15 protein-coding genes are annotated in these 15,090 nt (G+C 23.0%); 5 read left to right on the top strand and 10 right to left on the bottom strand.

Features of this window, described 5'->3' with window-relative positions; translation table 4 throughout:
• Positions 1–125: 125 nt before the first annotated feature.
• The 6 genes from MYPE_RS02255 to MYPE_RS02230 all read right to left on the bottom strand — a co-directional run bounded on the left by MYPE_RS02255 (position 126) and on the right by MYPE_RS02230 (position 5,840).
• Positions 126–1,229, bottom strand: coding sequence for an adenylosuccinate synthetase (locus tag MYPE_RS02255; RefSeq protein WP_044891248.1), 1,104 nt, complete (start codon positions 1,227–1,229; stop codon positions 126–128).
• A 121-nt stretch (positions 1,230–1,350) separates the two neighbouring features.
• A complete protein-coding gene (locus MYPE_RS02250; protein ID WP_011077252.1) occupies positions 1,351–1,917 on the bottom strand; it encodes a YigZ family protein in 567 nt (188 codons plus the stop codon).
• A 16-nt stretch (positions 1,918–1,933) separates the two neighbouring features.
• A complete protein-coding gene (locus MYPE_RS02245; protein WP_011077251.1) occupies positions 1,934–2,779 on the bottom strand; it encodes a DUF5378 domain-containing protein in 846 nt (281 codons plus the stop codon).
• 129 nt (positions 2,780–2,908) lie between these two features.
• Complete coding sequence (locus MYPE_RS02240) at positions 2,909–3,829, bottom strand: NAD(P)-binding domain-containing protein (RefSeq protein ID WP_044891247.1); 921 nt, start codon at positions 3,827–3,829, stop codon at positions 2,909–2,911.
• A gap of 47 nt (positions 3,830–3,876) precedes the next feature.
• Positions 3,877–5,448, bottom strand: a complete 1,572-nt coding sequence (locus tag MYPE_RS02235) for an ATP-binding protein (RefSeq protein ID WP_011077249.1) — start codon at positions 5,446–5,448, stop codon at positions 3,877–3,879.
• A gap of 80 nt (positions 5,449–5,528) precedes the next feature.
• Positions 5,529–5,840, bottom strand: coding sequence for a hypothetical protein (locus tag MYPE_RS02230; RefSeq protein WP_011077248.1), 312 nt, complete (start codon positions 5,838–5,840; stop codon positions 5,529–5,531).
• Positions 5,841–6,085: 245 nt separating this feature from the next.
• Here MYPE_RS02230 and MYPE_RS02225 point away from each other — a divergent pair, with 245 nt between their 5' ends.
• A complete protein-coding gene (locus MYPE_RS02225; RefSeq protein WP_011077247.1) occupies positions 6,086–7,465 on the top strand; it encodes an ATP-binding protein in 1,380 nt (459 codons plus the stop codon).
• 135 nt (positions 7,466–7,600) lie between these two features.
• Here the strand turns inward: MYPE_RS02225 and MYPE_RS02220 are convergent, their stop codons facing one another.
• Positions 7,601–8,857 carry an ATP-binding protein gene (locus MYPE_RS02220; protein ID WP_011077246.1) on the bottom strand — a complete coding sequence of 419 codons (1,257 nt, stop codon included), beginning with the start codon at positions 8,855–8,857 and terminating at the stop codon, positions 7,601–7,603.
• A 178-nt stretch (positions 8,858–9,035) separates the two neighbouring features.
• Positions 9,036–10,010 (bottom strand): hypothetical protein, encoded by a 975-nt coding sequence (locus MYPE_RS02215; protein WP_011077245.1) that lies wholly within the window; start codon positions 10,008–10,010, stop codon positions 9,036–9,038.
• Between the two features lie 352 nt (positions 10,011–10,362).
• On the opposite strand from MYPE_RS02215, the gene MYPE_RS02210 reads away from it, so the two are divergent.
• Positions 10,363–11,268 carry a hypothetical protein gene (locus MYPE_RS02210; RefSeq protein WP_011077244.1) on the top strand — a complete coding sequence of 302 codons (906 nt, stop codon included), beginning with the start codon at positions 10,363–10,365 and terminating at the stop codon, positions 11,266–11,268.
• Here MYPE_RS02210 and istB read toward each other — a convergent pair.
• On the bottom strand, positions 11,214–11,975 hold the full coding sequence (gene istB / locus MYPE_RS02205; protein WP_011077044.1) for an IS21-like element helper ATPase IstB: 762 nt from the start codon (positions 11,973–11,975) through the stop codon (positions 11,214–11,216). The two genes, MYPE_RS02210 and istB, sit on opposite strands and share 55 nt — an antisense overlap.
• Before the next feature lies 1 nt (position 11,976).
• Positions 11,977–13,353 carry a DDE-type integrase/transposase/recombinase gene (locus tag MYPE_RS02200; protein ID WP_044891206.1) on the bottom strand — a complete coding sequence of 459 codons (1,377 nt, stop codon included), beginning with the start codon at positions 13,351–13,353 and terminating at the stop codon, positions 11,977–11,979.
• A gap of 214 nt (positions 13,354–13,567) precedes the next feature.
• Between MYPE_RS02200 and MYPE_RS02195 the strand changes: the two genes are divergently transcribed.
• From MYPE_RS02195 to MYPE_RS02185, 3 genes are all read left to right on the top strand, one after another.
• The gene (locus tag MYPE_RS02195) at positions 13,568–13,864 is read left to right on the top strand and encodes a GIY-YIG nuclease family protein (protein ID WP_129374410.1); all 297 of its coding nucleotides are present in this window, start codon (positions 13,568–13,570) and stop codon (positions 13,862–13,864) included.
• Between the two features lie 121 nt (positions 13,865–13,985).
• The gene (locus tag MYPE_RS02190) at positions 13,986–14,228 is read left to right on the top strand and encodes an acyl carrier protein (RefSeq protein WP_011077242.1); all 243 of its coding nucleotides are present in this window, start codon (positions 13,986–13,988) and stop codon (positions 14,226–14,228) included.
• Between the two features lie 81 nt (positions 14,229–14,309).
• The gene (locus tag MYPE_RS02185; protein WP_011077241.1) at positions 14,310–15,065 is read left to right on the top strand and encodes a hypothetical protein; all 756 of its coding nucleotides are present in this window, start codon (positions 14,310–14,312) and stop codon (positions 15,063–15,065) included.
• The last annotated feature ends 25 nt before the right edge of the window (positions 15,066–15,090 follow it).

Raw genomic sequence — 15,090 nt, 5'->3', positions numbered from 1 at the left:
TTTTTTTATCGATTGTTATTATAAATTCACAATATATATAATAAAAAAATAAATAAAAATAAAAACAGAAAATTTTACTTTTCTGTTTTTATTAGCAATAACTTTAAACAATATATTATTAAGAATTAAACTTCTATTTCAACACCTTGCAATCTTAAATAGATTGTTTCAATGCATAGAATTCTTTTAAGTTCATGTATAAAATACAACATTTCAAATGGAACATCTTCTGGGTTAATAATAGATTTAGTTTCTTTATTTCAACCATCAAACTTTGTATATAAAGCAATTGTTTTATCTACTTTATTAATTTGAGGTAATGTTTTTGTACGCATGAAGTTAAATCCATATTCTGTACAAATTTTTAGTTCTTCAAAATTATCTAATCATTCAATATTTTCTAAAATGATTTTTTTAATGTTTTGTTTCTTGATATTTCTTTTAATTTTTACAGCATCTATTCAACCAAAGTTTTTAGATTCTAAATGCAAAAAACCTGGTAAGTGATTAGATTCTTCAGAATTTAGAGAAGCTACTAAATTACTATCTAAATCCACACAAGATAATAATCCTCATTTTTCGATATTATCAATTTCAGGGTAGAAATTGTTTTCAAGATCTAAAACATTACAAATAACATTGTAGTTCTTAGATATTTCTTCAATAAAGATATTTGAAGAAGAAATTAAATTATTTTTTACTATAGTTCCAAATTTCAATAAGTTTTCAAATTCATTTTTTAAACTAAATTTGAAGTTATCAAATTTTTCTAAAAATATTTTTTTAATATATAAAGTTCCATCTAACACCTTTAATAAGTAATCAGGATTTTCAAAATACTTTAGTTTTAATCCTGCTTGTAATGGAATGTCAGATTTTACAATTAAGTCTGCATTTGATTCATTAATGATTTCTAGCTCAGCTAGTAGGTCACTAAAATCTTTGTGAAAACCACATTGTAAATATGCTTCTTTAGATATATATAAGTTTTTCAATTTATCACTAAACTGTAAAGTAGAAAAGATTTCTTTAATTGTTTCGACACTAACAATTGAATTATCATCAATTATTATTTTTCTATCATTATTCAATAATCTAATAATTTCCTGAGGAGGAATTTTAGAAAAGTCACTAACAATAAAGAAGTTTAATGTGTTTGATGAATTGAAAACTTGGAACTTTTTAAAATTTTCATTATTAATTTTGTAGATGATCTTATTTAAATTCATTGATTTATACCACAATAATAATTATATTTTATAAAAAAAGCACAATCAACAAAAAATTTGATTATAGCATAATAAATTTAAAAAAAATTAATTTTTTTTATTTTTAATTTCAATCAAAAAATTAACATAAATTTAGTTTTTGTTTTACAAATTCTAAGTTTAATTCTTCTACTCTTATAGTTGCTTTAGATTCTGATTGTTCCAAAATTGTAAGTCTATTAGATTTAGATAAATTTAAAAGGTTAGATAATTCCTTTTGATCTTTTATATCTATTTCAAATTTATAAGTGTTTGTATATTCACTATAATTTTCACTTTCTTGCAACAATAATTCACTAACCTTGTAATAACTTCTAGATAGTAAACCACTTCCTAATAGTGATTTAGTTTTATATCTTACAACCACTACTAAAGAATTTACAAAATTATTATTTTGTAAAGCTAATAAGATTTTTTTACCTGCAAGATTTTTAGGTTCATTATCATCATCAAATCTTTCTATTAATAAATTGTTTTGATTACAAACTAATCCATAGCATATATGAACTGCTTTTTTATGTTCTTCTCATAACTTTTTAACAATAGAATTTACTTCATTTTCATCTTCTATATAAAATCCAAATCCATAGAACTTTGAACCATTTATTTGGAAATAAGAAGTAGAACCATTTTTTAATACTTTTTTCATAAGATTGAATTTAACATTATTTACTTTTTAAATTTTTAGAATTTTTAAGATATTTCAATTTAATAACTTTGAAATCTTTTTGATGTTTTTTCTTTCAATAAATATTGATACTTACTATTGATACTACAAATATATAAGCTAATAAAAAACTTATAACCATTACTGATGGAAATGGTAAATTAAAAATTTGAGAAACCATATTATATTCACCAAGAGATGATTCTCAATCATTTGCATTAATTCCAGTTACATTTCAAACTGTTTTAGTTGTGAAAGAAACAAAGCAAACATAACCAAAAAAGATAGCTGCAAAAATATGACAATCTAATAAATGGATTCATTTTCTATTTCTACTATTAGAAAACACCATTACTCCATATGTTAATAAATATAGATGCATAAAAAAATATATCGGTAAAAACCCACCAACAAAAAAATACTTAAATGAGATTGCAGCTTCTGGATCTGAGTATGCAATAAATGGAATGGTAATTCCAGCACCTAAGATTGCAAACGGAGATATAGCATTGGCAATTCTTCTTGTCTTATCCAAAATTAATGAAACTGGTAAAGCAATAGCAACAAATGGACACATATCCAACAATAATGCTTTACTAACTATTATTGAGTCTTCATAGTTTAACTCATTACCTAACCAAATTGAGTTAGTTTGTAGAAATTGATTTAAATCCCTTCAAGCTCCATAGAATCTAAAAACTATAAAGTAAATTAAAAACAAAAGACTTGGAATGGCCCAAAACCAATAGTTATTAACAAGTCTTTTTCCAAAGAAATTAAAAAGAAAAGTTAATGAAACAATTATAAGAGAGATAGAAATATAAAATATTGTAACTGGAATCATTTTAATAATTATTTATAACTAATTATTAATATATATTAATATCTACTTATTAATTAACTAAATTACTTAATATTGCAAGTAAATAAAAAAATAACAAGACCTGCTTGTTATTTTCTAGTAGTTTAAATTCTATTCATCTTCTTCAACATTTTTTATTTCAAATACTAAATTTTTAAAAAGCATTTTTTTGAAATCATCATCTAAATCTTTTAATTTTAGAATTGAAAAATTAGATGAAGAATTTGTTTGTGAATAAATTTTATTTTCCATACAATGCTTAATATAGTTTTGTACACTGTTTAAATTAACAACATCATCAGTTAATAAATAATTATCTTTTTCTTTACTTACATCAGCTTTATTTAGTAAAGATAAAATTCTAGATTGAATTAATGAATTACCATTTTCAAAAAAGTTTAATACTTGCTTAAAGTTAAAGTCAAACTGACTTTTTCTCATTAGATCTAATCCTTCTAAAATTGAATTAGCATATGAATTTTGAATAGAGTCATGAATCATTTTAAGAAAATGAGCAGACCCTATTGCTCCAGAGAAAAAGAAATTAGTTTCATGAGATAAAGTATTTTTTAATACATTTTGTAAATATCTTACAGTGTTTTCTTTCCCACTGATTGCTAAACTAAAACCTCATGTAATATCATCTAGTGTTCCTATAATTGAAGCATCTACATATTCAATGTTTTTATTTTTAGCTTTTTGATAATTACTTACTACTACATCATGACTAGAGTCTGTTAAATCTATGATGATGCTATCCATATTCAACATATTAATTAAATCTAAAAATATGTTGTTTGTTTGTCTGTTTCAATTCCCTGTAAGTAAAACTATTTTTTCTCCTAAAAAATAGTTAACAAATTTTTCAAGAGAATCAAAACATGTAAACCCTTCTTTCTTTAATTCTTCATATTTTGATTTATTTAAATCATATGTAAGAACACTAAAACAATTTCTAGTAAGATTTCTTAATAAACATTCACTGCTATCATTTAATCCAATTAAACCAATTTGATTTTTATACTTATTCATTTTCATCCCTTTTATTTTTATTTAATTAGAAACTAATTATATAGTTATTATTCTTCTTCTTTTTCCTTTTCATGCTCTAGTTCTTCTTTTCATTGACTAGCACTAGTTTTTGGAAAAATAAAAGAAGCATTAAATTGTTCTAGCTCAAATAAGTCATCATCAGATGTTTCTTGTTTGCTCATTCTAGCTATTTCATCTTCTGATAATTCTTCTTCATCATCAATAAATTCTTCATCTTGTAGTTCATTAACTAAATCCATTATTGAAGAATCTAATTCTTTTGAAGGCTCTTCTTCATATGACTCTTCTAATTCTTCAGATTCATTGATTTCAATTTCTTCAACTTGATCATTTTTATCTTTAAGATATTCAAATTCAGAATTATTCTTAGCAAGATTAGACTCTTTTAATAGTTCAACATTTAACATTGTTTTAAGTTTTTCAACTTCTTTTTCTTTTAATTCTTTTTCAATATCATCTTTTGAAATTTGTTTAATTTCGCTTTCATAGTTTTTAGATTTAACAATGTTAAAAATGTTCATGTTTTCATCAAAGTGTTGTTTAGTTTCTTCAAAATACTCATTATTTCAAGAAATGAATTGGAACTTGTTGTTTGAAGTTAAAACTCTTTTTAGAAATTCTTGAATTGATAAGAAATTACTATATTTAATAGTTGACGAGAATTCATCAACAATAATAATTTTGTTTTGGTTTTTATATCTTTCATATAAGTATGAAAGAATTAATAATTTTAGTTCACCTTTAGAAAGTTGGGAAGAACTAATATATCTAACTTTTTTAGAATTATCATAAGTGTTTAAAAATAAGTTTAATTCATATGCACCTGTAATTTTATTAAAGTTATTTAAAGCAATATCAGAATATTCCATTTCCATATTGTTTAAACCTTCAAGGATTTCTTTTTTATTATTCAAAAAGAAAGAATAAGGAAGTAAAAAGTTATTTAATGAATGAAAATTTTTAGTTTCAAAAAAGACAATATTTTCAATAATATTAACAATTGGCTTTATATTGTTATTTTTACAAAGAGACAAAATGTGCATAAACACTGAATCATTCAATTCTTTTTTAGCTAAATTAACTTCAAAATCTAAACCTAATTCTTTGCTATTAACTTCATAATTAAAAATAGTTTCATATTGTTGGTTAATTTCTTCAACTGATAATAAAGCCTTATTAAAGATAGTTATTCATTCACTATTTGAATTTTGGTTTCTATATGAAAAGTGTTCTAAGTTACAAGCAAATTCACAAAATCTTAATTCATATTTATATTCTCATTCTGCATTAGCAAAAATAATCTCAATACAAGATTCATTATCCATACCAATTTCTGTTGAGTTAATGTTGGGATTAAAATAGGACTGCAAATTAAAAGTTTTTTTAATAGAAAACATATCACCTTTAAAAAAGGTAATTCATCTTCTTATGTAATAAATAGTTGCTTTTAATAAATTAAATAAAGATGATTTACCAGAAGATGATAATCCAAAAATGTAATTTAAACTTTTATTGGGATCATCATAAGAATTAAAAAATTCTACTTTTTGTTCTTTAAAAAAACTTGATGAGTTTTTTATTTTTACACTTTTAATCATATTTTATCCTTACACTTAACTTCATAATAAAAGCAAGATTTAAAAATCTTGCCTTACTTAGATAATACACAAAATATTGTTTATTTAGCAATAACAAAAGAATATCTACTGCTTCAAATCTTTTCTAAAAATAATTCTAATTTAGATAAATCAAAGAAGTTTAAATAGTCTAATAGAATTTCATATTGAAATACTTCATCAACTACAATATCTAACTCAGAGTCCATAAATAATTTTCAAGCTCTTAAAAAGCTAGCTTTATTTAAAATGTATCTTGGTTCCATAAGTTCAGCTCAAATTGCTAAAGCAACAATCTTTTTTGAACTTTTGTATTTATAAAACAAGATATCTTTATCGTTTTTTTTATTAATTTTACTTATATAAATTTTCATAGTTATTTAATAGTTATTTGAATATACTATTTAATTTTAATACTTTAAGTCAATTAATGCTATCTACATTATTGAAAAATATCTTTTTTTAATAAATTTAAATAGATTTAAATAAGGTTCAAAAAACATAAATTAAGTTAATGGGAATTATTTGTAAAAACTTTTTAGTAAAAAGTTTTTAGTAAAAATATTTTAGTAAAAAGTTTTTACTAAAATATTAGAAAGAGTTATTTTAGGTTTTTAAAATGTTTTTTGGAAGAGCAAAAGAATTAAATATATTAGAAGAAAAATACAATTCAAAAAAATTTGAAAGTATCATCATCTCAGGGGAAAGGAAAGTTGGTAAAAGCTCTCTTATTTTGGAGTCACTAAAAGATTGTAATTGCAAAACAATTTATTATGAATGAAGCAGAAATGATTTAAACTACAATTTAAAATGATTTTCAAATGCTATCAATCTTGAATTTAATCAATCAACATTTCAATTTTTCTCTTCAATTGAATCTGCTTTGGAATTTTTATTTCAAAAATCATTAGAAGAAAAAATAATATTTGTTATAGATGAATATCCTTATTTAATTGAAACTATTAAATTCTTTGATAGCATTTTAAAAAAGTTTATTGATAAATATCATCAAAAATCTAAGATGAAATTAATAATAATTGGTTCACATACAAAAACTATGAATGAGCTTAAAAATTATAATGCACCATTATATGGAAGGTTTACTTATGAATTGGTGGTAAAAGATTTTAATTATTTTGAAGCTTCATTATTTTATCCAAATTATAGTCTAGAAGACAAAGTAAAAGCATATTCAGTATTTGGTGGGACTCCATATTACTTACAATTTATCAATCCAAAAATATCAATAGATGAAAATATTGAAAAGAATATTTTAGAAAATAAGACTGTCTTAGATAGCCCTAGTGTTATTTATGTAGATGAAATTAAAAATATCCCTGGGTCTAATGCAATATTTACTCATATCAGTAATGGCAAAAATAAATTGAGTGATTTATATAACAGTTTTGGTAAAAGCTCATCTCATATACTGTTTGTTTTAGAACCATTAACAGAAATGGGATTAATAGTTAAAGAAACTCCTATAAATATGTTAGAGAATAGAAAAAGGATTTTTTACTATATTGAAGACAATTTTTTAGATTTTTATTATAGATATATTTCTGCATATAAAACTTTAAATTTTTCAGGTTCTTCTCAAGACTACTATAAAAGGTTTATTAAAGAAGATTTAGAGAATACTTTTATTCCTAAAAAATTTGAGAAAATTGTTAAACAATATTTGATAGAAAAAAATCTAAGAAGTGAATTAAATACTCCTTTTAAAAACATTGGCAAGTACTGACACAATGACTCTAAAAGAAAGATCAATGTTGAATTTGATGTGGTTTATTTAGATTATGATGGTGTCTATAATTTTATAGAAGTTAAATACTCTAAAAACAAAATTAAATATTCAACAATTAAAGAAGAACTTTTTCAAATTCAACAACTTGATATCAAGAACTTTAAAATGGGATTTGCTAGTAAAAGTGGATTTGATTTAGAAGATGAATCTAGTTATTTATTAATAGACTTAAAAGATATTTATTCTTTATAAAAAAATAACTATGATTAAAAACCTCACAACTTTATAAAACTGTGAGGTTTTTGTTTTTGGTTAATTTATAAAACCTAAATTATTAACTATTAATAATGAAAATAAAATTTTGTTTATCCAAATATAAATTAAAAACTAAATACATGTAATAGGGAAAATATGAATATTTGAATTAATAGAATAAAAATCCTTTGTTAGACAAATAACCAATTTAGAAGCAATCTCATAATTATTACTTTTGAATTCATTCAGAAACTTTACATCGCTTAAATCATATTTTTTACCTGATTTACACTCAATTAAATTTAAAGCATTTTTATATCCATCTAAAACAACTAAATCAATTTCATTTTTTCTTAAATCTCGATAGTAATAAAAATTAATCACTTGGTTTTTATTGATATATGTTTTATTGATTTCATTAAAAACAAAAGTTTCAAATAACTTCTCTTTGTTATCAAGAAATTTTTTATCTTTAGTATTTTTTAGATCTAATAAGTTACAAACTAAACCAGTATCATTAAAATAAATTCTTTGTCTTTTGGTCACTTGTTTGTTATTTATTTTTTCACTAAATGGAGAAACTAGGGTAATAATATTGCCAGCTTCTAAAATTGAAGTTCAGGAGTTAATTGTTTTAATATCAACACCTAAAAGTTTACTTAAATTCTCAGGTACAAAATCATTTGCTGTGTAGTTAGATAATAATACTAAAAATTCTTTAAACTTCTTTTTACTTCTTACATTCTCTAATTTACTCACATCTCTTTCAATATAAGTGTCAATATAGTTTTTATAAAAAATTGAAGTATCTAAATTCTTGTTTGCACAAATCTCTGGATAAAACCCTCTTATCATTTGTTGATATATTTTTTCTTCATCTATTTTATATTCACTAGTTCTATTAATATATTCAACAAAATTAGATTTATCTACAAAAAATGGTTTTTCTTCAACCTGATTTATTTCACTTAAACTAAGAGGCCCCATTTCCATAACGGCAACACGGCCTGCCATTGATTCAGTCACATTTTTCATTAAGTGATACTTTTGAGAACTAATTAAAATAAATAATCCTCTTGCAGCATTACTACCATGAAGTCTTCTGATTTCATTTACTATGTGTGTTATTTGGTTAAAAAGGATTGGGTCTAATTGAACTTCATCAATAATTAAAGGGTATTGATACTTTTCTAAGAACTTACCAGGATTTCTTTTAGCTAATTTTAAATCATCCTCATTTTCTAATGAAACATATTTGTAGTTGTTATTTTTCTGATAATAAGTTGTTAAAGTTGTTTTACCAACTTGTCTAGATCCTGTTAGTAAAACTATTGGATATTGCTGTAATAAATTTTCTAAAGCATTTAAAATATTTCTTTTTATGTTCATAGAAAAATACCTTATATAGATGAGTTTATTAAAAACATTTTATCTTAGGATAAAAATGGGAGTATATTTCACATTTTTGGTTAAAAGTACTCCTAGTTTTATCCAATTTTGGATAATTCCGGGTATTATTTTAACCATTTTGGTTAAAAGTACTCCTAGTTTTATCCTTTTTAATAAATTAATATTTTAGTGTTTTTTTTAAAAATAAAAAGGATTCATTTATTTTTTTAAATTCTTGAAACATATCTTTTCAATATTTTTTATTTTCCTCACAATAGAACAATGGATTTTCATTTTTAGTTATTTTTCTATTCAATTTATTAATTATCATTATATTCTCAGTAACTGATGCAATCATTTTTGAGAATGTTAAAAGATCTTTTTTACATGATAAAAAATGTTCCTCTTTTTTATCTTCTGTTAAATAATCATCAACTTTATCTAAGTCTTTATTTTTCTTAAGGAATCTTTTGTATGCACCATTATACAAATGTGAAAATATCAAAATCATTGTTCTTTGTATTAATGTATCTGTATTAATAGCAAAAGAATCTCTTAAATAAATATTCTCAACAGAAACTTCAATAAATTTATCAATGTACTCTTCATCAAATTCATCAATCAGATCTTTTTTAAATAAGTACCCAAGTACTGTGTCAACATCTTCTAAAAATAAATCAATAATATCTGAAATTTCAAAAAAATAGTCTGTAAAAAGACCAATAGTTTGTAATATTTCATCATAGTGAGAATCTGTGGATAAATTTGTAACTACATGAATACTCTTTATTATTTCATCTACAACTTCACCATACATTTCATGATAATCAGAAAAGCCTTTTTTATTAGAATCATTAAATATAATTTTAGGACTAATATTATTGTCATCAAGAAATATATAGAGAGAGTTTTGAGCTTCATAAAATGACATTGAAATTTCATTTAGGTTATTAAAGAATATTTCTAGTACTTCATTTAAAAAATTTATATTTACTTTTTTGAAACTTTTAATCCTAGGTTCTTTATCAATCAATAATTTGTAAATATCCAATAGGATTTTTTCTTTATTATCTTTGTGGTTTTTTAGTAAGTCATTAACTCTATCTAAACTTTTTAAACTGTTTTTAAACAATTCAATTTGATCTTTTGCCATATTAATTTAACCATCATAAAAAATTTTATTTTATTAAAAAGACAATTTTAAATAAAACTTTCTATAAAACCTTCTTTATTAAATTATCTTCTAATGTATAGATTTTTTTATTATTATCTAATGATTAATAGTAAACACATATTTTAAAATATTATGAATATTTATCTAAGGTTAATAAAACTATATTAATTTTTATTTCCCCCCACAGAAATAAATATCCTTCAGCATATGGTTTTTTATTATAATTTATAGGTGCTCTAAACAACTATTTAACTATAATATTAACTTTGTTAAATAGTTATAAAGTTCATTTTTTAATTTATATAAATTTTTTTAGAAAGGTAAAACAAATATGAGACATAGAAATCGATTTAATTGATTTAATAATTTTTCTTATGATGAAAATACAAATGGATATAATGATCCAAATAAATTTGAAGAACTGGATTTCATAGACAGTTTTGAATTTGATAGTGAAACAAATACTTTAAGTTTTCACATTAAACATAAATCAATGAAACCTAAAATAACAAGATATGTTACATACAATTATAATAAAACTCCAATATATGAAGATGTTAGTATTAGATATTCTTCATTAGTTAAATTTAACAAAAAAATAATTCCAATAAGATTCATGGAAGAAGAAATTCTACAAATGAATAAGATAAATGATGACTTAAAAGTTGAATTAGTTAATAAGTTAAATTTCTGTCTTAGCAAAACTTATATTCCAAGCTGATTAGAGAAGAAAAAAGAATGTGATAAATATCAAAATCAAATAACAAATATAAATCAAGAAATTAACCAAATGAGTTTTTGATTACAAGAGCAAGAAGCAGATTATAAAGACAAAGAAGAAATAGTAAGACGTATAAAATTAAAAACAAAAATTAGAAAAGATCCAACATATAGATTAGTTGTTGGTATTATCACATTACCTCTTATTATAGGTATTGCAATATTATGTACATACACTAGTGAGAAAAAAGCTGAAAACAATAAAAGACAAATTAGTGTACTGGAATCTGAATTTGAAAAGATAAAAAACAACTTTGAAAAAAACCATGAGTTAGTTAACAAAAAAATTGATGATAAAAATAAATTGTTTTTGGTAAAGTTAATTCCCCACCCTTTCGGTAAAGTTAATTCCCCACCCCTTAGTATAAATGTGGGACTTAACTTTTTTTATTTAAAAGGGTTTTATTTAACATTATCCTTTCATTCAATTTCTTCTTTTAATTTTAAAGACTCATAGTTTCTATAAGATTTTCCAGCAATGCTAACAACATGGGATTTATGTAATAATCTATCCAATATTGCACTTGCTATAACTTCATCTTGGAATAGTTTTCCCCATTCTGAAAATAGTTTATTTGTTGTAATAATTGTTGAGCTTTTTAAATATCTACTATTAACCAATTGAAAAAATATATTTGCTTTTTCTTGATCCATGGGAAGAAATCCCAATTCATCAATTATCAGTAACTTGTACTTAGAATAGTGTTTAATTCTTTGAGCAAGTTGGTTTTTAAATTTTGCTTCTTGTAAATTATTTAACAACCTATTGCAGTCAATAAAATAAACACTATATTTTGACTCTGCAGCAGCAATCCCAATAGCTGTGGCAAGATGAGTTTTTCCAACCCCTGAAGTACCTTGAAAAATTATATTTTGTTTATTTTTTATAAAATCAAAATTTAAAAAATAATTAATTTGATTTTGATTTATTTGTGGTTGAAAAGTGAAATCAAATTCTTCTATAGTTTTTATTATTCCAAATCCTCCTGTTTTAACTTTTAAATATTTTCTTCTTTTAGTTTTGAAGTTTACCTCCTCTCTTAAAATTGATTTTAAAAATTCAACAATTAAAGGACTAGAATATCTTTGATCCATTAAAAGATTAAATACCTTTTCATTTGTTGTTCATTTAACTTCATTTAACAAATTTTCAATTTCTTTCATTTTAGGTCTCCTGATTTTTCTGATTAAAAACTTTTAGTTTATACTGCAAGTCTAATGACTCAACAGTTTCTTTTGCCATTTTCCTAATGACTTCTTCTGAAATATTGTCACCTCTTTTTAAAAATTCATACTTTAAAATTTCTGAATGAATTTCTGTTGTAGTAAAAGAATGCTTAGCTACTTTTAAACTGTTTTCATATGTTGCAATTATTGTTCCATTATGTTCTATGTAGACATTAGAATCATCTTGATATATTTGCACATATTCATTTAGATATAAAGGTGGTAAGTAGTAAAAATTGCTTAAAAATGCTATTTTATAGTCATTTTTTACCATTCTTGTTTCTTTTGAATTTAAATAACCTTCAATAATTTTTTTGTTAGGTAAAGGTTGAAGTGTATGCAATTCTTGTTTTAAAAAAGATTGAATTGGTTTAAACCCCACACCATTCTCACTGTTGTTGTATTTAGATTCTATGTTTTTAACAATTTCTATTAAGTGATTTTTGTTTTCAATTACTCCAGTTCAAGCTTTTATTTTTTTTGCAATTCTTACAGCACTTTCAACCTTAGCTTTTTGTTCTGGTGAAGCTGGATCACATGGAATAATCTCTATACCAAAATCTCTTTCAAAATCATTTCAATGTTTTTCTAAAATTGGCTTTTTGTTTAAATAGTTTTGGTTTTTAGAAATAATAGATTTCATGTTGTCGCAAACTAAATAAAGAGGGCTGCCTTGGAATTCTGCCAATGCAGAGACTAAAAACTTCAATACAGTTTGAGAACTCTTTTCATAAGAAACAAATAACTTCATATATCTAGAATACGAGAACTTTGTAACCAAAATATTAATTTTTAACTTTCCATCTTCCTTTGTATGAATGACAATATTTTCAGCCCAGTCTATTTCCAAAATTTTTCCAGGATAGGTTTCCTTTATTATTTTTTTTGGAGGAGTAATAGCTCTTGAAGAATAATCATAATTTTCTTTTAAAAATGATTTAAAAGTAGAATAGGAAATTTTATTTTTAAATTCAGTTTTAGATATTTCAAGCTTTGAAGGTAAGTAATCCAAGAGATGTTCATAAATTGAAAATATTGATGGTTTAGTTCCATTGGTTTTTTCTTTATAAGATTCAATTCTCTCTTCTATAATATGTTCAATTTGTGATAAAAAATTCTTAGATGGTTTTTTATATTTTCTTTTGAAGTCACAAGATTTTAATTCTGGGTTATTACTTAAAATTCTTAAATACTTCCTAACAGTTTTTCTGTCTATTTGTAAATCTCTAGATAAAGCCTTAATGTTTACTACTTGTTGATTTTTTAACAATTCTTTAATTTTATCTATCATTCTTATTTTGTTAATTTTTTTCATAATTCCCCCTATTAGAGAAATTATAAAAATCCCCATTTCTTTAGTTAAGTCCTCACGGGGGGTGGGGAATTAACTTTGCCGAAAGGTGGGGATTTAACTTTACCGATAACATAAATCAATAAATTCTTTATTAGAGAAAATCAATGAAATTAAACAAACTGATTATAGGGTGAAAGTTTTTGATGAGGATGGTTTTCTAGATTTAAGACATGAAATGAACTTTAGTAAAAAAGATATCTTTAAAGGAGTTTATATTATTTGAAATAAAACTAAGAATCTTTATTATGTAGGTCAGTCAAAAAATGTTAATAAAAGAATTTTTAGAGATCATTTCAATAACAATGATGTTAAAAATATTATCTTTGCAAAAGACTGATGAAATGGTGATGATTTTTACTATAAAACAATTGAATGTGAAACTAAAGATGAATTAGATTCATTAGAAAAAGAATTAATAGAAAAATATAATTCTTTTGTTAGTGGATACAACAAAACAGGTGGTAATGTTTAATTTATCCAAAATTATTATTAAATTGTTTATCTAACAAATAACATAGTAGTTCTCTTTTTGTAATACAATAAAAAGTATTAATTATAAATTAATCAATAATTAGATAAATAAGGAAGTTAATATGACTATAGAACAAATTACTACTGAAGTTAATAAAGTTCTTGAAAAGAACCATTCATCACTTAAAATTAACAACAAAAATATTAATAGTAACTTAAAAGACCTTGGTTTAAATTCATTAGATATGTTAGAAATGATTGTTCAAGTTGAAGAACAACTAAAAATCAGTTTACCAGATGAAAAACTGATAGAAATTAAAACACCAAGTGATTTGCTGAATTTAATCCAAAGTACAATCAAATAAAAAAATCGTATGAAAATATGATTTTTTTATTTTACTAACAATAGAGGTTTTTTAAATTAATGTTTATAATTTAATATTGATATGAACAGCAACAATATAAAAATTCCTTTTTGAGAAAAAATTAAGAATAAACAAAATATTGAAAGAATCAAAAGTAAATTAGAACTTAATGAAAGATCTTACATAGTAACAATTAGATCTTTAAAAACTCTTTTTAATACAGACTTTGATCTTAATGACAGAAAAGAAAGAGTTGAAAAAGAAAACATGTTAGATGAATTAACAGATTTGATTCACAACCTAATAGTTATATTTAAACAACCTTATTTATATACTAAAAAGACAATTAGAGAGATTCTTGATAACTTCTTACCATTTACCTTTTTTGTTTCTTTAACTAAAGAAGAAGCTGTAAGAGTTTTCCACAATATTAAATCTTATGAAAACTCAGGATTAGGAGTTGTTGAAACTTTAATTAGAAAAGAAGCAAATCCAGATTTTTCAGTTTTTACATGATCTAGTAATTTTTATGATTTTGATAAAGATTTTTATTCTAACTTTCACCAAGAAAACTCATTAAACTTTTTTAACTTCTTTAATGATGTAGTTTTAGATAACTACTATGACAATAAAATATTTAGAGCAGAGGATGCACTAGAAGTTTATGGTACTAAACCAATTGTATTACTAAGTGATTTAAAGTTAGAAGAAGCAATTTATGGAATTTATCATTTCCAAAAAAAATTCAGCAAACAACTTCCATTTGATTTTTTAGTAACAGATACAAGAAGTTTAAAAAGACAAAAGAACAAAGTATTACCTCATTGAATAGATTAAAAAAAATCTTGTTTAATAACAAGAT

The organism is Malacoplasma penetrans HF-2 (assembly GCF_000011225.1).
Lineage (GTDB): Bacteria > Bacillota_I > Bacilli_A > Mycoplasmatales > Mycoplasmoidaceae > Malacoplasma > Malacoplasma penetrans.
The sequence above is the reverse complement of the archived record's forward strand: the minus strand, read 5'-3'. Positions and strand labels throughout refer to the sequence as shown.